15 protein-coding genes and 2 pseudogenes are annotated in these 25731 nt (G+C 42.7%); 12 read left to right on the top strand and 5 right to left on the bottom strand.

Going from position 1 to position 25731, the window contains the following annotated elements; translation table 11 throughout:
• The first annotated feature begins 11 nt into the window (after positions 1-11).
• The 9 genes and pseudogenes from AB5935_RS13265 (at position 12) to AB5935_RS13225 (ending at position 13102) form a co-directional block, all read left to right on the top strand.
• Positions 12-1967 (top strand): RagB/SusD family nutrient uptake outer membrane protein, encoded by a 1956-nt coding sequence (locus AB5935_RS13265; RefSeq protein ID WP_038609335.1) that lies wholly within the window; start codon positions 12-14, stop codon positions 1965-1967.
• 193 nt (positions 1968-2160) lie between these two features.
• Positions 2161-4104 (top strand): S8 family peptidase, encoded by a 1944-nt coding sequence (locus AB5935_RS13260; protein ID WP_051926257.1) that lies wholly within the window; start codon positions 2161-2163, stop codon positions 4102-4104.
• Positions 4105-4235: 131 nt separating this feature from the next.
• Positions 4236-4466: pseudogene (locus AB5935_RS13255) on the top strand (RagB/SusD family nutrient uptake outer membrane protein); the annotation flags it as partial.
• 264 nt (positions 4467-4730) lie between these two features.
• A pseudogene (locus AB5935_RS13250) lies at positions 4731-4892 on the top strand (hypothetical protein); the annotation flags it as partial.
• 118 nt (positions 4893-5010) lie between these two features.
• Positions 5011-8169, top strand: a complete 3159-nt coding sequence (locus tag AB5935_RS13245) for a SusC/RagA family TonB-linked outer membrane protein (protein ID WP_038609342.1) — start codon at positions 5011-5013, stop codon at positions 8167-8169.
• Between the two features lie 23 nt (positions 8170-8192).
• A complete protein-coding gene (locus AB5935_RS13240) occupies positions 8193-9968 on the top strand; it encodes a RagB/SusD family nutrient uptake outer membrane protein (protein ID WP_038609346.1) in 1776 nt (591 codons plus the stop codon).
• Between the two features lie 14 nt (positions 9969-9982).
• Entirely contained in the window at positions 9983-11263 is a 1281-nt protein-coding gene (locus tag AB5935_RS13235; protein ID WP_022185334.1) for a histidine-type phosphatase, read from the top strand.
• Positions 11264-11412: 149 nt separating this feature from the next.
• The gene (locus AB5935_RS13230; protein WP_008652214.1) at positions 11413-12423 is read left to right on the top strand and encodes a methylcobamide--CoM methyltransferase; all 1011 of its coding nucleotides are present in this window, start codon (positions 11413-11415) and stop codon (positions 12421-12423) included.
• Complete coding sequence (locus AB5935_RS13225; protein ID WP_007844869.1) at positions 12416-13102, top strand: vitamin B12 dependent-methionine synthase activation domain-containing protein; 687 nt, start codon at positions 12416-12418, stop codon at positions 13100-13102. Before AB5935_RS13230 ends, AB5935_RS13225 begins: the two co-directional genes overlap by 8 nt.
• Before the next feature lie 291 nt (positions 13103-13393).
• Here AB5935_RS13225 and AB5935_RS13220 read toward each other — a convergent pair whose 3' ends face one another.
• From AB5935_RS13220 to rho, 5 genes are all read right to left on the bottom strand, one after another.
• The gene (locus tag AB5935_RS13220; protein WP_007838463.1) at positions 13394-14965 is read right to left on the bottom strand and encodes a sodium:solute symporter; all 1572 of its coding nucleotides are present in this window, start codon (positions 14963-14965) and stop codon (positions 13394-13396) included.
• A gap of 33 nt (positions 14966-14998) precedes the next feature.
• Complete coding sequence (locus tag AB5935_RS13215; protein WP_038609351.1) at positions 14999-16801, bottom strand: corrinoid protein; 1803 nt, start codon at positions 16799-16801, stop codon at positions 14999-15001.
• 5 nt (positions 16802-16806) lie between these two features.
• Positions 16807-19053: an alpha-xylosidase gene (locus AB5935_RS13210; protein WP_038609354.1), complete on the bottom strand. Its 2247-nt coding sequence runs from the start codon at positions 19051-19053 to the stop codon at positions 16807-16809.
• 64 nt (positions 19054-19117) lie between these two features.
• Positions 19118-20989: a right-handed parallel beta-helix repeat-containing protein gene (locus AB5935_RS13205; RefSeq protein WP_244058054.1), complete on the bottom strand. Its 1872-nt coding sequence runs from the start codon at positions 20987-20989 to the stop codon at positions 19118-19120.
• Positions 20990-21213: 224 nt separating this feature from the next.
• Positions 21214-23223, bottom strand: a complete 2010-nt coding sequence (gene rho / locus AB5935_RS13200; RefSeq protein ID WP_007850840.1) for a transcription termination factor Rho — start codon at positions 23221-23223, stop codon at positions 21214-21216.
• A 427-nt stretch (positions 23224-23650) separates the two neighbouring features.
• On the opposite strand from rho, the gene AB5935_RS13195 reads away from it, so the two are divergent.
• From AB5935_RS13195 to AB5935_RS13185, 3 genes are all read left to right on the top strand, one after another.
• Positions 23651-24028, top strand: coding sequence for a RidA family protein (locus AB5935_RS13195; protein ID WP_007843997.1), 378 nt, complete (start codon positions 23651-23653; stop codon positions 24026-24028).
• Positions 24029-24190: 162 nt separating this feature from the next.
• The gene (locus AB5935_RS13190) at positions 24191-25381 is read left to right on the top strand and encodes a hypothetical protein (RefSeq protein WP_120053103.1); all 1191 of its coding nucleotides are present in this window, start codon (positions 24191-24193) and stop codon (positions 25379-25381) included.
• A gap of 15 nt (positions 25382-25396) precedes the next feature.
• Positions 25397-25731: MBL fold metallo-hydrolase (locus AB5935_RS13185; protein WP_410525538.1), on the top strand; the 335-nt coding region annotated here is incomplete at its 3' end.

Here is a 25731-nt window from a genome sequence, read left to right as displayed (position 1 = left end):
AGTATATAACAATGAAAAATATATTTAGCAAAGTTGTTTTAGGAGCTTGCTTGATGACTTCTTTCCATGCTTGTTCGTTGGACGAGTATAACCCCACTATGGTAGAGGCTGATGAAACTCTTTCTACTTTTGATGGATGGAAAGGTATGCAATCTTATTGCTATCAGACTTTATCGGGATATATGTTTAATTTTGAGTTCTTGGCTTTGTGTGAAGGTGGTACTGATACTTGGATCACTTCTATGAACAAGACATGGGCTCAGGAAGTTTTCTATTATGAAGGTCTTGCACCCAATACTCAGTATCCTAATACTTCATTTAAGTATGCGTATTCAATGATTAATAATTGTAATGCGGTTATTAATAGGGCAGTTGAGGTGAAAGGTGATGGTAGTGATCCGAAAGTTATTGAAAGGCTGGTGGCTGAAGCCCGTTGCCTTCGTGCCTTTTATTATTCAGTATTGGTTACTCATTATGGAAATATTACGTTGAATTTGGAAGAGGCAAAAGGAATAAACACGCGTCCGCAACGTAATTCTATAGAAGAAATCTATGCTCAAATTGTAGAGGACTTGAAGTTTGCGGCAGAAAAGCTAGAAGTAACGCCTTATGAAGATAATTATGCTCGTTGTACCAAAAAAACAGCTTTAGGTCTGTTGGCGCGTGTATATGCACAAGGTGCCGGTGAAGGCTTGAGTGAAAATGGTGTTTCTTATTGGCAACGTGCAAAAGAAGTTTCAGAGGATTTGATCAATAATGCTTCTGCCTATGGGGCTTATTTGTATGATGATGTAGAGGATGTTTGGGCGCAAGCTAATAACCGTAAGAATAAAGAAGCTCTGTTTGTTGCTGCCGGTCCAAATCCTTATGATCCTTCTTGTAAAGTGGGAAAACAAACAAATATTTTTTCATTTTTCTTCCCTAATCCTTCTAAATTGAGTGAAATTTATAAGACAAATGATAAAGGCAATTATTATTTAGGTCGTGTGAATAACAATATTTTGGCTCCGTCTAAATATCTGATAGATTGTTTTGATGCTGATTATGATAAGCGCTGGGAGAATTCATTTGTTACTGCTTTTGGTGATTTTTCAATGGAACAAACCAATTGGGGAATTACCTATGGGAAGAAAACAGTGGAGTTAACAGCGGATATTTGTTCTAAATATGGTATCAGCAGTGAACATATAGGTAAGAAAATTTATCCTTATGTAGATGCTACTTATATACCTACATCTAATGGTGCCGGTAATCAGTATCCTGCTAAAATGTGGCCTAAAGGAGATCATTCGGGCGATATAGCTCATTTGGTAGATGTAAAGAATGTATATGTACATCCTTATCCACTAACTGAAGACGAAGACCGCTTTTCTATTTATTTGAGTAAAGATAAGTTGTCTGATACTGATAAAGCAAAACGTGCTTATTTCTGTATTAATATTGATGATTTGTTTGATGTGGAAGGTAAGTATAAAGAAGCAAGTTTTGATGGAACAAATTCATTTATGATGTATCCTGCTCTGTCCAAGTATAATTGGAATTATGATGGTGCTTTTAATGGAAGTAATTTGCAATATAAGTGCGGTGATATCATGATTATGCGTATGGCTGAAGTTTATTTAATTGCGGCAGAGGCAAATCAACAACTGGGTGATGGGGCGAAAGCGGCAACTTATTTGAATGTTCTTCGTAAACGGGCTTGTCGTAATGCTGATGACTTTGAATCACATATGAAGTTGACTACAGCATCGGAAAATGATATTTTTGATGAGTATGCTCGTGAGTTATGTGGAGAATATGGTCGTTGGGCTTTATTAAAACGTCATAAGGCGTTTGAGAGCCGTTTGGCTATTGGTAATCCAAGAGCTGCTAAATCATTTACCCAAAAACATTATCTGCGTCCTATTTCTTATGACTTCCTGAGTCAGATAGATAATGCTGATGAATATGGAACGAACGGATATTAATTAAAAAAACGATGATAGAGGGCTTCACAGATGTTTCTTAGGAGACATTTGTGAAACCTTTTGTGTACCGTGTGTCGATGGTTATTGTTATATGTAATTGATTTTGCAGTTTTATAATCACAGAAATAAGTATTGTTCACGACTTCTAGTTGGGGAAACAATAGAATAATTTTATAATGTAAATATATAAAGTATGACACGATTTAAAAATATTTTTTTCCCCCTCTTATTGTTGACAATCATCGTTGGAGGCTGTACTGATTTCATATCAGATGAATTAAATTTTGAAAATTCTACTATTACACGTTCGGTAGATTCCAAGATGAGTTATTCTGATTATTATTGGCTTGAAAAAGAAAAAATACCTGTTCAAAAAGTAGAAGGAAAATATCAAATAATGTATTATGCTTCAGATGCAAATATTTTTTCAGAAAAAATCGCGAGAGCTAATTTGGAATTTGAAGGTATAAAGGAATGGGGTAAGTGTGTATATCCAAGTACTAAAAAAGCAAATTCTAATACGATAAAATTTACAGATTTAAAAGTTACAACCATTCAAGGTGATTACAATAGAGTTTCTTCTGTTTTGTCAGATGCCTTTTATTGGGCACCTTATTACAAAATGAAAAATGGAAATGAAATAGGAATAACAAATCTGTTTTATGTTAAATTAAAATCTGAGACAAACCTCTCTATACTAAAAGAGTTGGCAAAAGAAAATGCCGTAGAATTAATAGGTGCGGATGAATTTCTTCAAGGATGTTATTATTTGGCTTGCACTAATCTTTCCAAAAGAAATGCTCTGGAAATGGCAAATCTCTTTTATGAAAGCGGTTTATTCGAATTTGCCAGTCCTAGTCTTTCGGGAGCAGGTAATGTGGATTGTATCAATGAGCCTCTGTTTGAGGCTGGTTCTTTGTGGCATCTTGGTAATAATTTGACAAAATCATATGTCCATGTCAATTATTGTAAATCACGAACAATTATATCACAAGGTTCATCGGATGTTATTGTTGCCATTATTGATACTGGAGTGGACGTAAGCCATAGAGATCTTTACAATGTATTGCCTGGTTGGGATGCTGTCACCCAAACTACTCCGAATCGTGTAAGGGGGGCTCACGGTACAATGGTTGCTGGATTTATAGGTGCAATTCCTAATAATAGCCAAGGTGTTGCAGGAATTGCTTATGGTACAACCATTCTTCCTATTAGTTTTGCGGTAAATAATTTGGGGGGCATAATATCTTCGGATATTACAATGACAAGGGCTATAGAATATGCAGTGAATAATGGGGCAAAAGTAATCAATTGTTCATGGCAGTATGACAGTACATTGGTTGGAGAGGCCATAAAAAGTGCTCTTGACAATGGTTGTGTTGTAGTTTTTGCTTCCGGAAATGGTGGTGGGGCTATAAGTTATCCTGCCAACTCGGATTCGAGAATTATTGTTGTCGGGGCAATTGATCAAAATGGCAATAGAGCATCCTTCAGCAATTACGGGAATCAATTAGATATTGTTGCCCCCGGAGAGAATGTTTATTCTCTTTATCCAGATAATACCACTGTTATGGGGTCCGGTACATCTTTCGCTGCTCCTCAAGTGACTGGTGTTGCAGCGATGGTACTTTCCAAATATCCTGCTTTGACAGCTTCGGAAGTAAGATATCGCATTGAGAAAACAGCACAGAAAATCACATCTTCAGTTTATCCATATACTTTTCAAACACTAGCTGCATTTGCTACTTCAAATAACCAAATGGGATATGGTTTGCTTGATTCTTATGCCGCTCTTGCTCCTCAAATACCATATCTCCTTAAAATTACCATACGTAATTTATCTAATCATAGACCAATGGGGGCTTTTAATGTTAATTTATACAATTTGGATTGGTCACAGGTACAAGATTTAACAGAAATATCCCCTGGATATGGTACGTTATTTACTGGTGAAGAATTTACAGCTCGGTACGATTTGTTGCCCGGTAGCTACTATGCTGAGGCAACCGCCGAAATGGACGGCGTAGAAGAAGATCTTAAATTTGACTTTGTAAAAGGGGGAGAGATCACTTTTGAATACTTCAATACCACCTATCCTCCCGTTGGATGGGGAATTCCGGTATATTCTCCAAACTAGGAAGGGGGTATAGAGTTGCGTTGAACTCGAAACCGTTGGGTAATTTTAATGGCAATGGCTGGCCCATCGATGATCTATATTTTGCTAATTAAATAGGCTAAACTCGCATCTTGTTCAGTGCAATTTCTATGAGTGTTACTGTACGTATTTTTCTTGCTGAAAGAGTGTGTGAACTTTGTGACGAAAACAGTCGTTTCTATGATTTGAAACGTACCGGCATGTTTAAGAGTTCAAATTATTGGGAGGAAACACATCCGGACTTGGCTCAGTTCTTTAATCCTAATTATGCATTACGACCTATCTCTACAACATTTACTGCAACTATATCTAATGGTGCTGAATATCAAAATCCTGGATGTTGATAATTTAAAACTTTTATAGTAGAATAATTGTCTTGTCTCTATTTGTAAAGAGGCAAGACAATTTTTTTTCATTCCATTGTATTGGTAGTCGTATATCGATTTGTTACTACCTATTATAATTACTGTGATGAAATTGATTATATTCTATTTATATTGATTTGTATAGAGTTATTTGTATGATTCCTTTTAATTTATGAAACCTTAAATAACCGATTGAGATTGCTTATAATCAGTAGATCTTATAAATAATCGGAACATGGCTTTGAATTGAAGCCTCATAGTAACACTACAGTAAGTATAAATTGTGCACGAATGGAAGTTGGGGGAGATAATTCATGGGGCTTGCCTATATTAGAATCTTATCGGCTAAAATCAGGCATTTATAAATTTAGATTTGTGATTCGGTTAAAAAGAAATACTAAATGAAAGAAAATATACTTTTTATTTAACGTATTTTTATAATTAATTTTGAGTACAGGAGTTTTTTATATGCGTCATTTGAATAGATATGATAAAATAAATCTTGTTAACTATTATAACAGAAATGAAAAGCATGAAAAAAAGTCCGAAACAAAATTGGGAAAGTAATATCAGACGTACTCCCATTATTTTAGGGTTATCGGCAGCATTATGTATGCCGTCTGCATTTTCTTATGCAAATGCAAGTGACCCTGTTGCCGGTGAATTGGTTCAGTCTGTCCAGCAAGGACGTACTGTCACAGGTAAAATCATAGATGACACAGGGGAACCGTTAATTGGTGTATCCGTACTGGTGAAAGGTACAACGGTGGGTACGATTACCGATTTTGACGGTAATTATTCTTTGGAAGTTCCTTCAGGTAAGAATATTCTTGTCATATCTTATATAGGATATAAGACACAGGATATAACGGTGGGAAAAAGCAATCAGCTGAACATTAAAATGGAGGCCGATACGCAGGCTTTGGATGAAGTAGTCGTTGTAGGTTATGGCGTGATGAAGAAACGTGACCTTACAGGTTCTATTGCTTCAGTGAAGGCGGCTGATATTGTAAAATCACCGGCATCTAATGCCATGGAAGCATTGCAGGGGCAGGTTCCGGGTTTGGATATTGTACGTAATTCAGGTAAGGCTACTTCGGGTGTAACCATTAATATTCGCGGCCAGCGTTCACTGTCCGATGTGAAAGATGAGTTTGGTAACAATGTTGCCAATGCTCCGCTGTTTATCATTGATGGTATGCAGGGAGGTGATTTCTCGGATATTGCTCCGGCTGATATTGAGTCTATTGAGGTGTTGAAGGATGCTTCTTCTACGGCAATTTATGGTTCACAAGGTGCTAATGGGGTAATCATTATAACAACCAAGAAAGGTGCGCAAGGCAAAACAAAGTTTTCTTATAATGGTTATTTTGGTGTAAACGGGTGGGCGCAATATCCTGATATGCTGAGTGGGGAAGACTATATGCAGGTGCGTCGTGAAGCTGCTCGTACTGGCGGTCAGTGGAATTCTACCGCCGATGACCAGAAACTTTTCACTGTGGAGGAATGGCAGGCCATTCAGAACGGTGAGTGGACTGACTGGATAGATGAGGTGCTTCATACAGGGCTTGTTCAAAGCCATCAGGTTACAGCGTCAGGAGGTACGGAAAAGACCACCGCGATGTTGTCTGCCGGATATTATCAGGAAAAGGGTTCTTTCAAAAATGATAAAATGGATAAGTACAACTTGCGTATGAACATTGAGCACAAGTTAGGCAAGACCGTAAAAGTAGGAGCTACTACACAGGTCACTCATTATGCACAAGATGAGCGTGCCGAGAATGTGCTATGGCGCGCTGCTACTAATGCGCCTCTTGGTAAAGCATACGATGAAGACGGTAAAGTGGTAGAATATCCATTAGGAAAGAATGGACAGGTGAGTCCGTTGGTGGATGAGGCATCTGAAGTGGCTGCAAGACATCATGTGCTGAAAACAAATTTGATAGCTAATGGGTATTTGGATTTTACTCCTGTTGAAGGATTGACTTTCCGTTCTAATTTAGGAACCAATTATGCTTTTTATCGTAAGCAGGATTTTGAAGGGGCCAGTTCTATTGACCGTTTGGGACAGAATTCAACGTCACTGTCCAAAATCAAATCTTCCGAAAAGAGTTTTGTGAATTGGGATAATATTATCAGTTATAACAAAACCGTCAAAGATCATACTTTTGGTGCCACTGCATTGACTTCGTGGACACAATCCAAATATACATCAGTGAATGCGCAAGGAGAGGGCCAGTTGGTTGATTCATACTTATGGCATAATCTGGGTGCCAATGACAAAAGCTCTTATGTCATTGGATCGGATTATATACAGCACCAGACTTTCTCGTATGCTTTGCGCTTCAACTATAGTTATAAAGGCCGTTATATGTTGACGGTTTCTAATCGTTGGGATGGTGACTCACGTTTGTCTAAAGGTAATAAATGGGCAAATTTCCCTTCTGTAGCTGCTGCATGGCGCATTAGTGATGAAGCGTTCATGAAGAATGTGGAAGCTCTGAGCAACTTGAAGTTGCGCTTAAGTTGGGGTAAGACAGGTAACTCGGGTATCATGGCCTACGGAACTCAGTCGGGCTTGACTCCGAAAACCAACTCTGCTTTCCAGGATAATGGCTATACCTATTATATATACAATGAATATGTAGGTAATGAGAATGTAGGCTGGGAGATGTCCAATACCTGGGATCTAGGTTTTGATATCGGTTTGTTCAATAACCGTATTTCGGCTGTTGTCGATTTATACCAGACAAAGACTACTGATATCCTGTTGCCCCGTACTTTGCCTACTTCTATGGGTGGTAGTAACGCAACTCCGTTCAAGATGTATCAAAATATCGGTGCAACCATGAACCGTGGTATAGAAATATCGGTAAATACCGTCAATGTGGATAACAAAAACTTTAAATGGAACTCCACTCTTACTTTTGCTGCCAATCATGAAGAGATTACCGATCTGATTGATGGCAAAGACATCATTGGATCAGATTCGCATATTACGACTAGTTTGTTGATTGGACGTCCTTTGAAATCATTCTATCATTTTATTAATGAGGGAATCTGGCAGGAAAATGAGGCTGAAGAAGCAGCTAAATATTTTAAAGATTCAAAGAAGACACAACCCTTCAAACCGGGTGATATCAAACTGAGAGACTTGAATGGTGACTATATTATTGATGATAAGGATGAAACTTACCTGGGTAGCCAGTCACCGAAATGGACAGGTGGATTCAACAACAACTTTAGTTATAAGAACTTTGATTTGAACGTATATATTATCGCTCGTTGGGGGCAGATGATTGATTATGAGCTGACCGGTTCTTATGATCCTCAGGGAAAAGGTAACTTCCCTGCTTACTTGAACTATTGGACGCCGGAGAATCCGTCCAATGATTTTCCGCGACCGGCTCAGACCAATTTCTATAACTATCTGGGTTATCAGACTTTGAATTACATTGATGGTTCGTATTGGAAGATCAAGACTGTATCACTGGGGTATACATTCCCCAAATCGTTGACTTCAAAATTGGGCGTGTCCAAACTTCGTGCATATGTCACCGCCAATAATCTCTTCTCTTTTGCCAAGAATCATTTGATTCAGGATTACGATGCAGAACGCGGAGGGTCAGCAAAAGCTCCGTTGCAGCGTCAGTTTATATTTGGTTTGAATCTTGATTTCTAACAGATAAAAAAGAAATAACTATTATGAAATACGGTAAAAAATATATGTTTGTAGCATGTGCTGCTCTGTTATTGGGCATGCAATCATGTGATTTGGAGGAATACAATCCTGCCGGAAGTACCCCGGATAACGTGTACAAAGAACAGGCCGGTTTTGAGGCCCTTGTCAATTCGGCTTATGCTTTTTGGGGCGGTCAGTTTTATGGACGTGAAGATTTTGTGTTATTGCTGAACGGTGGTGGCGATCTTTGGATCAATATTGCCAATTGCGGTTATGGTCGTCAGATGTCTAAATATGAAGAATTGACGGCTTCGGTTGGTCAGATTAAGAACACGTGGAATCGTCTGTATGAAATTATAAACGACTGTAATGCCGGTTTGGAACGGATTGACCAAGTGGAATTCAAAGACAAGAAACTGAGAGATATCCGTTTTGGTGAATTAAGTTTCATGCGTGCTTACGCTTATTGGCATTTGGTTGAAATTTACGGTAACGTGGATCTTAGGACCAAAGAAACTTCTGCCGAAAGTCTTTCAATGAATTGTTATCGCAGCAGCTATGAAGATTTATATGATTTAATGCTGACTGATGCGCAAAATGCGGTGGATAATCTGCCCGTTGATCCTTATCCTGTTAAAGATGTAGGTCGTGCGACCTCAAAAGCAGCATACGGCTTGTTAGCGCGCATCGCACTGACACGGGTTTCCTATTGTGACAGTCAGGCAGACAAAGATAAATATTATAAAATCGCTGAGGATGCGGCTCAATATGTGATTGATAACCAGAGCGCATTGAAGGTGTCTTTGTATAATACACCTGCCGAAGTTTTTGATCCGGATAATAATAAAACGAATAAAGAGGCTATGTTCGTTGTGACCCACTCTACTGAGTCATCATTGAATATGCAGGCTAAAAACCCGAACCGTATGCATATGTATTTCCATGCCAGTTATTCGGCAAGAGCAGGTATGGTACAGGATTATGAATATGGAAATGATAAGAATGCCAAGTCGGGTAGTATGGCGATGATGCCTACCCGTTATTTATTGGAATTGTATAATGAGGATATAGATGCTCGTTATAATGCTTGGTTCCGTGAAGAGTATAAACTGAATACACCCCAAGCTTATGCCTGGACTAAGGATCAGTTGGACTATTTTGAAAAACCGTCATCTATGATTGGTCAGGTTATTCAGCCGGGAGAAACAGCGCTACTTTTCACCAAGAAGAAGATTGCTGGCAAACGTAACTTGCCATATGCTGTCGTTGATATTGATGATACCTATGCAGCCGATGGAAGTGTCAGCAAGAGTGCCAACTTTAACATTCACTTCCCGACATTGCTAAAGTACGAAGATGCGAATTTTGAAAACAAAGGCTTGCCTACCAATTCGCAGGTAGGTGCAAATGATGTGATTACCATGCGTTTGCCCGAAATGTATTTCATTGTTGCCGAATGTGAGATAATGAAGTCCGGAGGAAATAAGGAGATAGCTAAAGCACGTATCAATGATATACGCAAACGTGCGGCTGTACCGGGCAAGGAAGCTGAAATGGAGGTAGGAGTGGACAAGATGACGATCGACTTTATTTTGGAAGAAAGAGCACGTGAGTATTGCGGCGAATTCATGCGCTGGTTTGATTTGAAAAGAACCGGAAAATTAGTAGAATATGTGAAAGCTCATAATCCGGACATTCCATTGATTCAACCGCATCATGCATGGCGTCCTATTCCTCAGATGTTTCTGGACTCTATCTTGAATCCGGATGAATTTGGTCAGAACGAGGGATATAATTAATAAGCATGAAAACGATGGCGCTTTTTAAATATATTGTCCTGTCTGTCTGTTTGTGTGGAATTCATCTGAATGGTTTTGCTCAGTCCACCCGTGAGGCTATATTGGAAGATATAGCCCGGACGGGAGGAGTGTACTATGCTTATCCCGTAAAGGAAGCTATCGCGACTCCTCCGCCTAAAGGGTATAAACCGTTTTATATCAGTCATTATGCACGACACGGTTCAAGGTGGATTCAATCGGAACAGGATTATAAAACAGTGGTTGATATTTTCGAGAAGGCACATCAAGCTGGAGTTTTGACCGCTTTGGGAGAAGATGTTCGCAAAAGAATGGCGTTGGTGTGGGAAGATGCCGAGGGACATGGGGGAGATTTGACCCCTTTGGGTGTGAGGCAACACCGGGGGATAGCCGAAAGAATGTTTCAGAACTATCCCGAGGTATTCAAGGGATCTCCTGCTCTGTCTGCACGCTCTACCGTGGTGTTGCGATGTGTATTGAGTATGGATGCCTTTTGTGAACGGTTGAAAGAACTCAATCCGGCATTGCAGATCCGGCGCGAAGCTTGTGCCAGGTATATGAAATATATGAATTATCATACGCCGGAAGCCGTGAAGTTTGTTTCTCATCAGGGACCTTGGTATGAGGAATATAGAAAGTTTAAAGAAAGCCATACTCGTCCCGATCGTTTGGTCACTTCTTTATTTAATAGTCCTGACTATATCCGTAAGAATGTGAATCCTGATGAATTGATGTGGGGACTTTATTGGATTGCTTCAGATTTGCAGAATGTAGAGATAGAGGTGAGTCTTTATGATGTATTTCAGGAAGATGAATTATTTGATCTTTGGCAAGTTTGCAATTATCATAATTATGTATGTGACGGACCTGCACCTGCCAATGGTGGAATAATGACGGCCAGTGCCCGGTCATTGCTTGAAAATATATTGGATTCGGCCGATGAGGCAATCAGGTCCGGGACCCATACGGCGACATTACGCTTTGGGCACGATGGAAATATCATTCCCTTGGTAGCGTTGCTCCAATTGGGCGATATGTGGAAAGCCGAAACGGATCCCGATAAATTTTATCAGGCATGGTGTAATTTCAAGGTCACTCCGATGGCGGCAAACGTTCAGTTGGTTTTCTTCAGAAAAAAAGCTTCTGACGATATACTGGTGAAGTTCATGCATTGTGAGAAAGAAGTTACCATCCCTGTAGAAACGGATATTGCTCCTTTCTACCATTGGAAAGATGTTGAAACATATTATCGTCATCTTTTGCATAAATTGCCATAAGTCTATAAGATGAAAAACGGTGTAAATTCCTGTAGTATTGTAACGGGATTTATACCGTTTTTTTGAATGAGAAAGAGCAAAGGGAACAGCAGATTATCAAAGAAAAGACTTACTTTTGCAATAACAGAATAAATAAAGAATAAAAGACCATGAGTAAACTGAATATGAAAGAGTGGATAAACGAAATTATCCAAAAGAAAGAAGTGGTGGCTATGCCCATCATGACCCATCCGGGCATAGAGATGATAGGGAAAACGGTGCGTGATGCGGTTACTGACGGACAAGTGCATTACAACGCCATCAAGGCATTGAGTGAGAAATATCCCACAGCCGCCGCAACCGTGATTATGGATTTGACGGTAGAAGCCGAGGCTTTCGGAGCGGAGATTGTCTTCCCCGAAAATGAGGTTCCCAGTGTAGTGGGGCGTCTTCTTGCTAATGAGGAGGATATTGAAAAACTGAACATTCCTGCTTTGAATAAAGGAAGAGTCCCCCAATATCTGAAAGCAAATATGTTGGCAGCCAAGACAATAACGGACAGACCTGTCTTTGCCGGTTGCATCGGCCCTTACTCATTGGCAGGACGTTTGTATGATATGTCTGAAATCATGATGCTTATTTATATCAATCCGGAAGCGGCGAATTCGTTGTTGAAGAAATGTTCGGATTTCATTCTCCGTTACTGTATGGCACTGAAGGCTACAGGGGTGAATGGGGTAGTGATGGCCGAGCCGGCTGCCGGACTCTTGTCTGATGAGGACTGCCGGCAATACTCGTCTGTTTTCATTAAGGAGATAGTAGAGAAAGTGCAAGACGATCACTTCACAGTCATTCTGCATAATTGTGGAAATACCGGTCATTGTACTAAGGCAATGGTAGCTACAGGAGCTGCCGCTTATCATTTTGGAAATAAAATAGATATGGTCGAAGCTCTGAAAGAAGTACCTGCGGATGCTCTTGCAATGGGAAATCTTGATCCGGTGAGTTTGTTCAAGGCGGCTACTCCGGAGGTGATGAAGAAAGCCACACTCGACCTGTTGGAGGCTACCAAGTCCTATCCCAACTTCGTGCTCTCCAGCGGATGTGATACACCGCCTCATACACCTTCTGAAAATATTGATGCATTCTTTGCCGCATTAAATGAATTCAATAATGCTTGAAAAAGAACTTTCTTTTGCTGATCTGCCTATCTCATTGTCCGAAATCTATGAGACGATGGGATATGCAGATGCTGTACCCGACGAAGCAGTAGAAAAAGAAGTCCGTGGGGTGCTTGGACGGGTTGAGGCAGTAACTTCTCCCCGTTTTTGTTTTTTCATATCCGGTGGAGATTTGGATGAAACAAAAGATTTGCTTACTGTCGGTAAAACTAGTTTCAGTATAGGTAAAATAATAACCCGGCAACTGCGTGGTTCGGAATCCTTCGCTTTCTTTGCCGCGACTGCCGGAACTGGTTTTGAAAAGTTCCAGCATACGTTGCAACAAGAGGGGGATATGGTAAAGGTTTATATAGCGGATGCCATAGGAAGTATCATAGCCGAGAAGACTGCGGATTGTATGGAAATTGCATTGGATGAATACATTCACGACAGAGGGTGGAGGCATACGAATCGTTTCAGTCCCGGATATTGCGGCTGGCATGTGTCGGAGCAAAAGAAATTATTTCCCTTATTTCCTTCAGCGGAACCTTGTGGCATCCGGTTGACAGATTCCAGTTTGATGCTTCCTATAAAATCGGTCAGTGGAGTAATAGGACTGGGGGATAGTGTCCGTAAACTGGAATATACTTGCGGTCTCTGTACGTACGATAGATGTTACAGGCGGAAGCAGCGGGGATAATAGGATGGCTACAAAAATCAGAGTCCCAAATGGCTAGATGTTGTTATTAATCTCATTGATTTTACAATTTGTTGCAATCTTAATGAATCTCCTGTCCTATCAAGACAGGTTATAACAGCTGTCCCCATCTGCTGTAACAACTACTTTCATCTGATGTTCCACCCTGGTGAAACTCCAGTCCCACCGGGGTGGAACTGCAATTTCACCGGGGTGGGACTGCCTCACTACCCGAGTGGAATACCAAACGTAGGCATATAAAAATACAATCTTTTCAGCCTTCTGCACCTTCTTTTAATGCCCATTGAAGAATAGATAAAGCCCGATCATGATAATAGTCAGTAGCGTCCATGCAAGGATAACCGATTTGGCCGGTTTCTCCATGACTTTCTTCATGTTTAATGTACATTCTTGCCGGCGTTTATCCAATAAGGATACCAAAATCATGCCTGCACTGATGACAACGAACAGGTAGAAAGACAGCATCATGAAGTGAGGCCATGCTGTATATTTTTCTGCAGGAAATACCCATAAATAGAGAATGCCCACTCCCATGCTGAACGCCGTACCAAATGTCAATGCCATGTTGGCAGCCATCGTGGTAGTTCGTTTCCAGAAGATGCCGAACAGGAAAACAGCCGCCATAGGCGGTGCGATAAATCCCAGTACCGATTGGAATACATTAAACAGATTCAATCCTTTGATACTGTCTATGGCAATGGTGATGATCACCGAAATCAGTGCTCCCGCCATTGTAACCACATGCCCTGTACGGATGATCTCTTTCTGGCTGGCAAGCGGTCTGAATTTCTTGACATAGATATCCATCGTGAAGACGGTACTCAGCGCATTCAGGGCAGAGCCGACAGTGCTGATCAGTGCGGCGGTCAATACGGCGAGTACCAACCCCACCATGCCTACAGGAAATAAGTTAGTGACCATAGTCATGTAGGCTTCATCGGGGTTCTTCAAGCCCGGGTAGAGTGCCAGACAGATGATACCCGGAAGGATATAGAGAGGAACATCCAGTATCTTCAACCAGCCGGTGAAGTTGGCACCCATTTGGCCTTCTTTCAGATTCTTAGCAGCCAATACAGGCTGTACCATGGATTGGTCTGTGCACCAGAACCAGACTCCCATGATGGGATACCCCAGAATAATGGGCAGCCACGGGAAGGCGGGATCGTCATTCGGGCGGAACAGGTTCCAGTAATCGGCCGGAACCGCTTCGGCCAATGCGCTGACGCCACCCACTTTGTAAAGACCTGCTATAGTAAGCGTGGCCGATACGAAAATAAGCAGAAGCATTTGGAATACATTGGTATAGGCTACCGCTTTCAGCCCTCCGGCCATGGTGAAGAATGCGGAGATAACGAGCAGGATTAATGCTGACTGCCACATGGGAATATCGAAAACCTGACGGATAAGGATACCTCCGGCGAATAAGGTCAGGGCAAGCCACGAGATAAGGATTGTCACAATGGTGTACCAGGCAAGAATGTTGCGGGTGGACTGTCCGAAACGCCGCCCCATGAACTCCGGCAAGGTGGTGATACGTGCTCCTAAGTAACGAGGGGCAAAGACAAAAGCCAGCAAGCAGATGAAAACAAACGCATACCAGGCATAATTACCTGAAACGATACCGGTGGTAAATCCGGCACTGGCGGAGGCTATCAGCATGGAAGGGCCCACATTGGTTCCCCACATGGAGAAACCGATGTGATGCCACTTCAGGGAACGCTCGGCAAGAAAAAGGCTACTGCCTTTTTTGCGTTTCAGACTGGCCCATATGCCGATGCCTATAAGAATCAGAAAGTAGGCAATAAGAATGCCCCAATCTAATGTATCTAAATAATTAGCGTGCATAATTCATGTATCAGATTAAGATGAATATTCCGTTTATTTATGAAGCCCCATCAGTTCCTTGGCTACCGCTACGGCCGTATTGGCATTGTCGCTATACCCGTCCGCACCTATTTCATCGGCGAATCCCTGGCTTACGGGAGCGCCGCCTATCATCACTTTCACTTGATTACGGATACCGGCTGCTTCCAGGGCGTTGATGACGTCCTGCATATAAGTCATGGTTGTTGTCAGCAAGGCGCTCATACACAAGATATCTGCCTTGTTTTTCTTGACCTCTTCCACGAACTTGTCACAAGATACGTCGATACCTATGTTAATGACTTCAAAGCCGCAACCTTCAAGCATGGATGCCACCAGGTTTTTACCGATATCATGCAGATCACCTTTGACAGTTCCGATGACTACCTTGCCTATGGTAGTTGCTGCACTTCCCTGCAATAAAGGTTTCAGAAGTTCCAAAGCTCCCTTCATGGCGCGTCCTGCCATCAGCAGTTGGGGAACAAACGCTTTTCCATCTTGGAAGCGTTGTCCTACTTCCCCCATAGCTTTTATCATGTAATTATTGATAATTTCTTGGGGTTGTATGCCTTCAGCTATGGCCTTTTGGGTTACCTCTACGGCCGGTTCCAATTTTCCATCTACAATGGCGTTGAACAAAGGTTTTAGGGCTTCATCTTCAGCGGCTTCGGGACTTTTGATTATAATTGTTTTTTGTTTCGTTGCAGCGGCTTCCTCTTTCGAAAGGCTTTCTTTGGATGCGGCAGGTGATGAAAAGGAGTATTCCTCGACAATGCGCATGGCTTGTTCCACTTCTTGTTCATTATGAAAATCCATTTCCAGATGTACACCGTCCGCTCCAATGTTGTCCAATAAAGGTTTCAGTTCATCCAAAGTTACCCAACATGCCATGATACTCTTTCCACCGGCAAGGATTTTCTTGTAAAGGTCATACCATTTAGGTGATCCTCCTTGTGGCTCACCTACGCCCGGAGTCCATTGAATGGCATTCAGTTCCTCAATTTCAAGAAGGGCAGGCAGATGATGCATGGCGCCCACACCGTCCAGATGATACAGGGTATAGTCTATCTTTTGGCATTGTTCGCGGATGAACGGTTGCACGAAGCGACGATAATCATCCTCACTGATCATGGTGGAGATATCGCTTTGAAGCTTGCTCATCTTTCCCGGTGCCCATGAAGAGAAATAGCAGAAGGCCATTTCGTCCCCTTCACGGATGATATCGTAAAGTTCATCGAACACCTTGAAATAGATGTCATTAATCTGTTGCATCTGCTGTTCCAGTACTTCGGGTTGCATTACAGTATCCAGCAACACTTTATCCGTACCTTTCAGTGCGGCCAACACATCCAGGCCTTCCATCAGATCGGGCATTCCTACGTAATAATGACCGTTTGCCTTCGCTTTGCATGCTTTCAGTAATTCCTTATGCAGAATCCAGTTAGGGTGCTCGGGATTGAAAACAATTTCATCGTTGAAATCCGGATCAGGATGAATCCAGATTGTATCTTCTCCTCCTTCGAATACGCCTCCTAAAATAGCTGCCAGTGAACCGGGGCCTAACTGGGTATTGGCAACCGGCAGGATATCTGCTTTCAGGCTGCTGTGCGCTACGTACCAATCCAGATATTCTGCACGCCATTGTGGGTCGAACCATTTTTGATTCAAATCTTTCGCCGGAGCCGGTGCTGGAATATCTGCGTGGGGCTTCACTCCCTTTTGGAAGTGTTCCCACATATTCAGTATGATTCCTTTATGATTCCACCAATCTATATATCGCTTTTTTGTTTCTTCTAAATTTGTTTTCCAAGTTTCCATGTTCGTTAGTCTTTAAATATTCCTTTAAAATGATTGTCAATGTGCAATTCAGCGCTCTTACTTAAATCCATCTCATCCGTACACTCCACCTCATCCGGGTAAACAGGAATAGTCGCTCCCTGACGTACATATACGGGCATTTCGTCCAAGGGGACATCCAGGTCTTTTAACCAACGTCCTCCTTCCAGCACTTCACCAGTGAAGAAATTCACCCATTGTCCTTCGGGCAGATAGACGTCACGGCGGTTTTCACTGTTCATGACCGGAGCTACCAGGAAGTCGTTACCGAAATAGTACTCATCGTCGATGTGCCAGCACAGCTTGTCTTCAGGGTGATGAAAAATCAGAGCTTGCAAGAGAGGTGCTCCGCTTGAGATAGCTTTCCGGCTTTGTGCTATAATATAAGGTATAAGTGTATAGCGTAATTTCCACCATTTTTTTATTATCGGAGCAATAGCCGGATAATGCCACGGCTCACGTTTGTTTGTTCCGTGATAGCGGATGTGTGAGGAGAATACGCCGAATTGTGTCCAGCGCATGTATACATCATCGGCTACTACAGAGTTCATGAAGTTAGGTAATGTATGGAATCCCGGAACATCATGGCTCCAGAATGCAAATCCGGAGAGTCCGAAATGTAAGCCGCCTTTCAGTGAGCCTGCCATCCCATCCCATGAACTGCATGAGTCACCTCCCCAATGCAGCGGATAGCGCTGGCATCCTGCCCATGCCGAGCGTGCCCATACAATGCCGTCACCGGTAACGTCTTTTGTGATTTCATAAGCGGCTTTCTGATAAAGCAATGCATACAGGTTGTTCAGCAATTCGGGTTTCATGCCTTTATAGAGAGCATCCATGTGGATGTTTTCTCCAAAATCGGTTTTGATACAGGTCACGCCCATATCCAGCAGATTCTTCAGCAGTCCTTTATACCATTCGGTTGCTTTGGGATAAGTGAAGTCAATGGTTCCGGCATAGTCCAAAGCGGAGAAATTGGAACCTTCCGAATCTTGTTTCTTTGTTAGCGGAGCTATATAATCGTTTTTGCGTGCTTCGTCTATCTGTTCGGCGTTTTCGGCCACGTAGGGGAGTTGCCATAAGGATACGCGGTATCCTTTTTTCTTCAGGCCTTGGATGAACCCTTTGGGATCGGGAAAGCGTTCTTCGTTGAATTTCCATTCGCACAGCCAGTCGGTCTTGAACCAGCCGGTGTCCAGGTGGATTACATCGCAGGGGTAATGCTCGGCACGCATCCGGTCGCATATCTCATTAACCTCATCAGCACTGAAATAAGTCATGCGGCTCATCCAGATGCCGAAGCTCCAGAGGGGAGGCATAGAAGGATATCCGGTCAGATCCCGGTAGCCCCGGAGGATTTCTTCCATAGTATTACCTGCTATGATGAAGACGTCCAGCATGGCCTGATCGCTCAGAAACTGTACCGAGCGGGTGGATTGTCCTGCCAATGACAGTTTACTATGGGCGCAGGTATGATAGAATGTTCCATACATCCGGCTGGAGAGGTAGAAAGGAATATTCTTATAAGTACGGCGGTTGTTTACACCTTGGCCATCCTGATTCTTTAAGAAGAAAGTTTGTCCGCTTAAGTCCATTTTTGCGAAGCGTTCCCCTGTTCCGGCAAAACATTCATCAGGCTTTGATTCAAAGGAAAGAGTGGCACGTTCCTTCATTCCGTTTCGTTTGCAGAAAGCCAATGGCAGCGCATCGTAACGGGGAGGGGAGAAGTGGTCGTAGGCAGCCAGGCGGATTTCACGTTTGCCGTCAGGGTAAAGGCGAAGATCCAATGTTTCTTGAGGATCGGGCAGGAGTTCGCTCCAACGGTCTAATACCGGAGGCTTTATATTGATAAGTGCCCGTTGTATTCCGTCTTGGGTGGAGATAATCCATTCACCTTCTACTTGTGTTACTTGCAAAGGAAGTTTCTTTATCCGGTCGCTGAATTGAAGCATTTCTGATTGATCCGTCATGCTTTCTTCACCGAATCCGATAAAGAGCCGGGTGATGCCTGAGGTATATTGACGGATGACCAGCGTATATTCTTCACGGGGGAATGCAGTATCGGGTGCCATATCGTTAGAGAGCACTTGCTTTTGGAAGGGGACACTTATGCAGATATCTCCATCTTTTTCATAGACTGCGGCGGGCTTGTATGCTTTCCATAATGATTCGTCTCTTGACAGATCAGGATCAAAGTCCAGAAAATCGAATAAGTGGTAATTGGTTGGTTTCATTCTTTTTTTGTTATTTTGTTTTTATAATGATTTTCGGTTGTTTTCCTTTGCTGTAGGGGAGGACTCAATGTGCCCATCCGGTGGCATAAGGGGGATTCAAGGCGACCCTGCCTGCCTTTTGTTTTATACTTTCATCTACTTGCGGACCATTCTTCTTCCACACATTATGAGGTCCCGGACGGTTGGAGTCGAAACGTTCGGACGGACACCAGTTGTTTTCTACGGTATAGCCATCCGTCGCTTCATCAAAGTAGATGTAAAACGCACGGTCGTTGGTAGCGTATGGCGCGTCGATTAAATGTTCAATCCGGTTATTGCGCATCACGGAGCCGGGTTGGTTGGAGAGGGTATAAAGTCCTCCTGCATCATACAGCCTCCGGGCAAAGTGGTGGACGTAATTGGCTTCAATCCGATTGCCCCTCATTCCGCTTTCCAGCAGGGTCCATCCCCAGCCCACACAGATACCTGAATAATTGACGTGGCAGACTTCATTATGTATGATATGGATATTCTTTACATATCCGGCTCCGATGCCTACACCTCCCCAATCTTCATTGGTCACTTCCTCAATCAGGTTGTTCCGTATGGTGATTCCCGTACATAATTCCTGTTCATGAAAAGGTGTATAAGGCACATGGGTTTCAAATCCTTCATCGGGAAAGGTGCCCACCAGTAAGGCTGTTCCACCAATATCGGTGAAATGGCAATTCTCGACAATGGAAGCCGATACGGCGCGTTCATAATCTACTCCCGTAGCTGCCAAGTGCTGAAATGTGCAATGGTTGAAATTGATGTTATTACCGCATTTTATCTGTATTGCAGCTTTGGGTCTGCCTATCCATGCCTGGTTTTCCAGTTCCGCTTTTTCAGGCAGCCCCGGTATGGGTAGTTTGTAAGCATCCAGCAGATGGAAACCTCCTTGCAATGTAACGTGTCCTTGATAAGAGGGGCGCATCCATGAAGTATGTTCGAAAGATATATTTTGAAAATGTATATTTCTTACCGGACGTTCCAAAGTGCCGTTTACCGTTAGCAAGGTTTCTAAAGCCGGGATAATGACTTGCGCCTTCGTCATGTCTTCGTGAGGACGCGGGTAATAATAGATGCGTCCGGAAGGATAATCCTGATACCATTCTCCGGGCTGGTCCAATAACTCCAAAGCGTTGACCAGACAAAAGGAGGAGTTTCCTTTTTCTCCGTCAATGACAGGTTGAGGCCAGGGATGGGCAAACTCCAACCGGCTTTCGGGATCATGAAAACGGACAACTGTTTTTGCTTCTTCAGTAATCATTTCCTTCACTCTCAGTATGGCGATGGCCCAACGTTGGTGAACGATCATCTCTACTTGTGAAGCGGTATTTAACCCTGCTGTTTGTGGAGTGGGAATGGTGATCGTCTCTTCCTCAGGGTTAAAATCAATCATGCGTTCCATTACTCCGTCGGGAAACTGTGCGGCCCGCTGTGCTTTTGCTCCGTTGACCCACATTTGTCGGGTTTCCAATATCCTGTTTCCCATACGGGGCGCTTCCGCTACCCATATTTTATTTCTAAGTGTTTTTGGTATTCTGGTATCTTCGCATCCTTGTTCCCAACCTGTCACAGGGACTCCGCCACTTAAGACTACATGGGCATTGGGAACAGTGGTGATACGAGTGGGAGAGTCTGTTGTCCCGCTATCTTCGGGGCGGATGAACAGGCTTTTATATTGTGGGTATATTCCTTCCTCCAATAGGATATTTATGCCTCCGGTTGTTTCGGGTGATTGCAATCTCCTCCATTCGCGCGCTTGCTTGATGGCTTGTTCCAGAGTCTGGAGGGGAGATTGGCGTGTACCGGCAGCTTTGTCGTTACCGTAAGGAGAAACATAAATATCTCCTGCGGTCAAATAAAAGGTATAACTGATAAATGCGATAAAGCAGATCATTTTTGTTTTCATGGGTTCTCCGGATTTAAAGGTCTTTTTAAGCAGACGGAAGGAATCTGTTTTTGTACCCATTGGATAATTTGCTAATGTGTCAATTTGCTGCATTCTACTCTACGTGGTAATGGGCATATTAGCAAATTGATGCATTGACATATTGATTGAAGTATAATAAAAAAACAGGCCATACCTTAATGAAAAGGTACAGCCTGCGTCATTTAATAAAAAAGATTTATTTTTTATGAGTTCATGCTCATCAGGAATTCTTCGTTGTCTTTGGTATTTTCCAAACGGCTTTTTACAAAATCCATTGCTTCGATAGGATTCATATCTGCCAGATATTTGCGGAGAATCCACATACGGTCCAAAGTAGTCTTGTCGAGCAGCAAGTCGTCGCGGCGGGTGCTTGATGCCACGATGTTTACTGCCGGGAAGATACGTTTGTTGCTCAAGTTGCGGTCCAGCTGGAGTTCCATATTACCTGTACCCTTGAATTCTTCGAAGATTACTTCATCCATCTTGGAACCGGTGTCAATCAGTGCGGTTGCGATAATGGTCAGCGAGCCACCGTTTTCAATGTTACGGGCAGCACCGAAGAAACGTTTGGGCTTATGCAGGGCATTTGCATCCACACCACCGGATAATACCTTGCCGGAAGCAGGAGAAACCGTATTGTATGCACGTGCCAGTCGGGTGATAGAGTCGAGGAAGATTACCACATCGTGACCACATTCTACCATGCGTTTCGCTTTTTCCAGTACGATACCTGCAATCTTTACGTGACGTTCTGCCGGTTCGTCAAATGTAGAAGCGATCACTTCGGCATTTACGCTGCGCGCCATATCTGTCACTTCTTCGGGACGTTCGTCAATAAGCAGCATGATCATGTACGTTTCCGGATGGTTGGCTGCTATTGCGTTAGCGATGTCTTTCATCAGGATCGTCTTACCGGTTTTGGGCTGCGCCACAATCAAAGCACGCTGTCCTTTACCGATAGGTGAGAACATATCTACCACACGGGCTGAAAGGTTGTCACTATATCCTCCTTTGCAAAGTTTGAACTTTTCATCGGGGAACAGCGGGGTCAGGTGATCAAACGGAACGCGGTCACGTACCAATCCGGGATCCAGACCGTTTATCTTTTCCACCTTTACCAACGGGAAATATTTTTCTCCTTCTTTCGGCGGACGGATAGAGCCTTCCACTACATCACCGGTCTTCAAACCGAACAGTTTTATTTGCGATTGTGAAACGTAAATATCATCGGGTGAGGAAAGATAGTTGTAATCGGATGAACGGAGGAAGCCGTATCCGTCGGGCATGATTTCCAATACCCCGGTACCGGTCAGGATACCTTCAAATTCGTAAGGCTTTTCCACCTGTTTGCGTTCCGGTTGTTGAGGAATGCTGGCAGACGCTTCTCCCTCAGCCGTCGTATTGTTATTATTGTTTGCCTGACGAGGATTGTTGTAATTGTTGTTGCGCGGATTGTTATACTTCTGATTTTGATCGCGCTGCTGGCGTGGTTGGAATTTGGGGGCAGGTGTCTGTACCGGAGCCGGTGTTTCTACTTTGGTAGCCTCAAATTTGCCGAACAACTCAGTAGGAAGTTCTATTTTTTCTGAAGGAAGATCCTCGATAGGAATAAAATCATCGGTTTCACTGCCGAATTCCAGTTCGGGAAGAATCACTTCTTTTTCTTCGGGAATAGCCGGTGTTTCTTCTTTTTTTGCTTTTTTGGGTGTCGGTTTCGCCGGTGCTTCAGCTTTCACTTCCTCTTTTGCGGTTTCTTTCGTTTCCGTTGCAGGTTGTTCTTCTGTCTTGGCTGTTACTTTCTTACTACCCGGTTTGCGTCCTCTTTTTTTAGGTGTTTTTTCTTCCGTGCTTGTTTCGGCCACGGTTTCTGTTTGTGGTGTTACCGCTACAGGAGCAGTTTCTTTTACTGTTTCGGCAGCTGTGGCGGCAGGTTGCGGGGTATTGGCTTCCAGCTTCTGTGCCTTGTCCTTGGTTGCAGTATAGACCTTGTCACCGTCTTTTTTAACGTTGATACGTGATCTTTTACGGGGTTGACTTTCATTGGCTTTTTCTGCCGCTACTTTTTTGGTTGCTCCGACTATGGCTTGCTCGTCTAGAATTTTATAAACCAGATCTTCTTTTTTTAGAGAGTCTGTTTTCTTGATACCCAACTCTTTGGCAATCGATTGTAATTCCGACAAGTCTTTGTCGTTTAATTGAATAATGTTATACATAGAGTATAGTTATTAGTAATATATTTCTTTATAATCTTTTAATGGTATAATTAAGGAGCGCAATCTACACGAAAATGTGTTAGAAGGGGGAAATGCACTCATAATTACGATTATGGGATTGATGTTGTTTTGATTGTTATCAGGAAGTAAACAGACTTTCCCGGATAGGGAACTGACGTATTTACCGAGGACAAAAGTAGATATTTTTTTTTAATCTCATGCATATTACAGAAGATTTTTTGCCGAATTTAATGAAATTAATAAAAAAAACGACGTTTGGAAACATCCTTTCTGTCTGTGAAAACCCTGATGTTAAATGAACGTAAAAATAGATCAGATTGTTCAGCAGAGTCTGCATGAAATAGCGAAAAAAATACTAATTTAGCCCGTCAAATTTGATTTTTACTTAATTATAAATAGAAAAAAGATGAAAAAAGTGATTTTTACGGAAAAGGCTCCTGCTGCTATAGGTCCTTACAGTCAAGCTGTTGAAGTGAATGGTATGGTATTCTTGTCAGGTCAGATTCCTGTTGATCCTGCTACCGGTGAATTTGTTCCGGGAGGAGTGACTGAACAGACTATTCAGGTTTTTGAGAATATCAAGAATGTATTGGCAGAAGCTGGTCTGACTACTGCTAATATCGTAAAAACAACCGTATTTTTGGCAGATATGTCTTTGTTTGCTGAAATGAACGCTGTTTATGCCAAGTATTTCGAAGGAGATTTCCCTGCCCGTTCTGCTGTAGCTGTTAAGGCTTTGCCGAAAGGAGCGCTTGTGGAGATAGAGAGCATCGCAGTGAGATAATGAGCTTTTCGTCACCGATTGCACGGATTGATGCAGATTGTTTCTATTGAAAAGCAATCGCTTGGTATGGAACCTGTGTCAATCAGTGTAGTCTGTAGTGAATGATGGTGGATGGGGAATCATAAAAACAACTGATTAACAGATAGCGTAGAAAAGTGGAATATGAAACAACTGGACAAGTGGCAATGGTCCACATTAATATTATCTGCTATACTGATAATGGCATTTTCAGTCTTTATTTATCGGTATGAGCCTTTTAAATCCGGGTTCGAGATTACCGACCAGCTGGGTGGTAATATTTTTCCAGCAACCATTCTCTCTACCGCAACCACAGATGCCAATTTAATCGTACCTGCCGATTCCGATTATATCGGAAATCCTAAGTCGTGTATCGCCATCCGGCTGAAGAACAGTTATGCCAATAGCAAATTGCGTATAGAAGTGGCCGAGACTCCTTTTTTCTCTCAGTCTGTATCCGAGTTTATTTTACCCAAGGCGGGGAAAGAATATCTGGTTTTTCCGGATATTATATGGAACTATCAGGCTTTGCGTGATAATAATCAGGCAGTGCCCGTTAGCATCTCCGTCAAGGCGGAATTGAATAAAAAAGAACTTCCACAGCGTTTGAAAACCATCTCAATGCGCAGTATTAATGAGTGTCCTTTAGGATACGTGGACGATAAAATGAAGTTTCACGATACGGGAGAGTTTTTTGCGGCCTACGTCAACGAGGAGCATCCTCAGATTGACAAATTATTGCGTGAAGCCTTGGATACACGTATCGTCAATCGTTTTCTTGGGTATCAAGGTAATGCACACCAGTCGGAGAATGTGGACAAACAGGTCTATGCATTGTGGAATGTGTTGCAAAAGCGGAACTTTAAGTATAGCTCCACCACCAATACCAGTCTTTCGTCCAATGTGGTTTATACACAGCGCGTCCGTACCTTGGACGATGCGCTGGAATCCTCGCAGATAAACTGTGTGGATGGCAGCGTGTTGCTGGCTTCACTGATGAAAGCCATCAATATCAATCCTATTCTGGTGCGTATTCCGGGACATATGTTTGTGGGTTATTACACAGACAAATCACACAAGAATATGAATTTTCTGGAAACCACGATGATAGGAGATGTGAATCTGGATGATTTCTTTCCGGATGAGAAGCTGGATTCTACCATGGTGGGTAAATCCCAGAACCAGATGTCGAAACTGACCTACGAGAAATCAAAGGAATACGCTACGAGGAAATACCGGGAGAATGACTCCCTGATACATTCGGGTAAAGTGAATTATATGTTTCTGGAAATTGATAAAAAGACCCGTGCGCAGGTACAACCTATCGGTAAATAAATTTGTTGTATGGATATGGAACTTACTTATATATATCATAGCGGATTCGCCTTGTCAGGCGATGGCTTCACTGTAATCATGGATTATTACCGTGATTCGGAGGATGGACAGGCGCAGTCGGATTTGAACCGGCTGATGGATGGGACTTTCAGCAATCAAGAGGCCGGAATGCCGGAAGGAATCGTACACAGCGAATTATTGCGGAGACCCGGAAAACTGTATGTGCTGGCCAGTCATTTTCATCCGGATCATTTTAATAAAGAGGTATTGCAATGGCGTGAACAGCGGCCGGATATCATCTATATTTTCTCGAAAGACATTTTGCGTCATCGCAGGGCGCAGAAAGAAGA

The sequence above is a fragment of the Phocaeicola sp. RTP21198st1_B8_RTP21198_201120 genome (assembly GCF_040929485.1).
Lineage (GTDB): Bacteria > Bacteroidota > Bacteroidia > Bacteroidales > Bacteroidaceae > Phocaeicola > Phocaeicola dorei.
Note: the sequence above shows the minus strand (reverse complement) of the source record. Positions and strands in the feature narration are given on the sequence as shown.

Coding starts and splice junctions, on each gene's coding strand:
- AB5935_RS13210 (WP_038609354.1), bottom strand. CDS start 19,053: ATGAAACCAACCAATTACCACTTATTCGATTTTCTGGACTTTGATCCT.
- rho (WP_007850840.1), bottom strand. CDS start 23,223: ATGTATAACATTATTCAATTAAACGACAAAGACTTGTCGGAATTACAA.
- AB5935_RS13190 (WP_120053103.1), top strand. CDS start 24,191: ATGAAACAACTGGACAAGTGGCAATGGTCCACATTAATATTATCTGCT.
- AB5935_RS13240 (WP_038609346.1), top strand. CDS start 8,193: ATGAAATACGGTAAAAAATATATGTTTGTAGCATGTGCTGCTCTGTTA.
- AB5935_RS13215 (WP_038609351.1), bottom strand. CDS start 16,801: ATGGAAACTTGGAAAACAAATTTAGAAGAAACAAAAAAGCGATATATA.
- AB5935_RS13260 (WP_051926257.1), top strand. CDS start 2,161: ATGACACGATTTAAAAATATTTTTTTCCCCCTCTTATTGTTGACAATC.
- AB5935_RS13235 (WP_022185334.1), top strand. CDS start 9,983: ATGGCGCTTTTTAAATATATTGTCCTGTCTGTCTGTTTGTGTGGAATT.
- AB5935_RS13225 (WP_007844869.1), top strand. CDS start 12,416: ATGCTTGAAAAAGAACTTTCTTTTGCTGATCTGCCTATCTCATTGTCC.
- AB5935_RS13245 (WP_038609342.1), top strand. CDS start 5,011: ATGAAAAGCATGAAAAAAAGTCCGAAACAAAATTGGGAAAGTAATATC.
- AB5935_RS13205 (WP_244058054.1), bottom strand. CDS start 20,989: ATGAAAACAAAAATGATCTGCTTTATCGCATTTATCAGTTATACCTTT.
- AB5935_RS13230 (WP_008652214.1), top strand. CDS start 11,413: ATGAGTAAACTGAATATGAAAGAGTGGATAAACGAAATTATCCAAAAG.
- AB5935_RS13195 (WP_007843997.1), top strand. CDS start 23,651: ATGAAAAAAGTGATTTTTACGGAAAAGGCTCCTGCTGCTATAGGTCCT.
- AB5935_RS13265 (WP_038609335.1), top strand. CDS start 12: ATGAAAAATATATTTAGCAAAGTTGTTTTAGGAGCTTGCTTGATGACT.
- AB5935_RS13220 (WP_007838463.1), bottom strand. CDS start 14,965: ATGCACGCTAATTATTTAGATACATTAGATTGGGGCATTCTTATTGCC.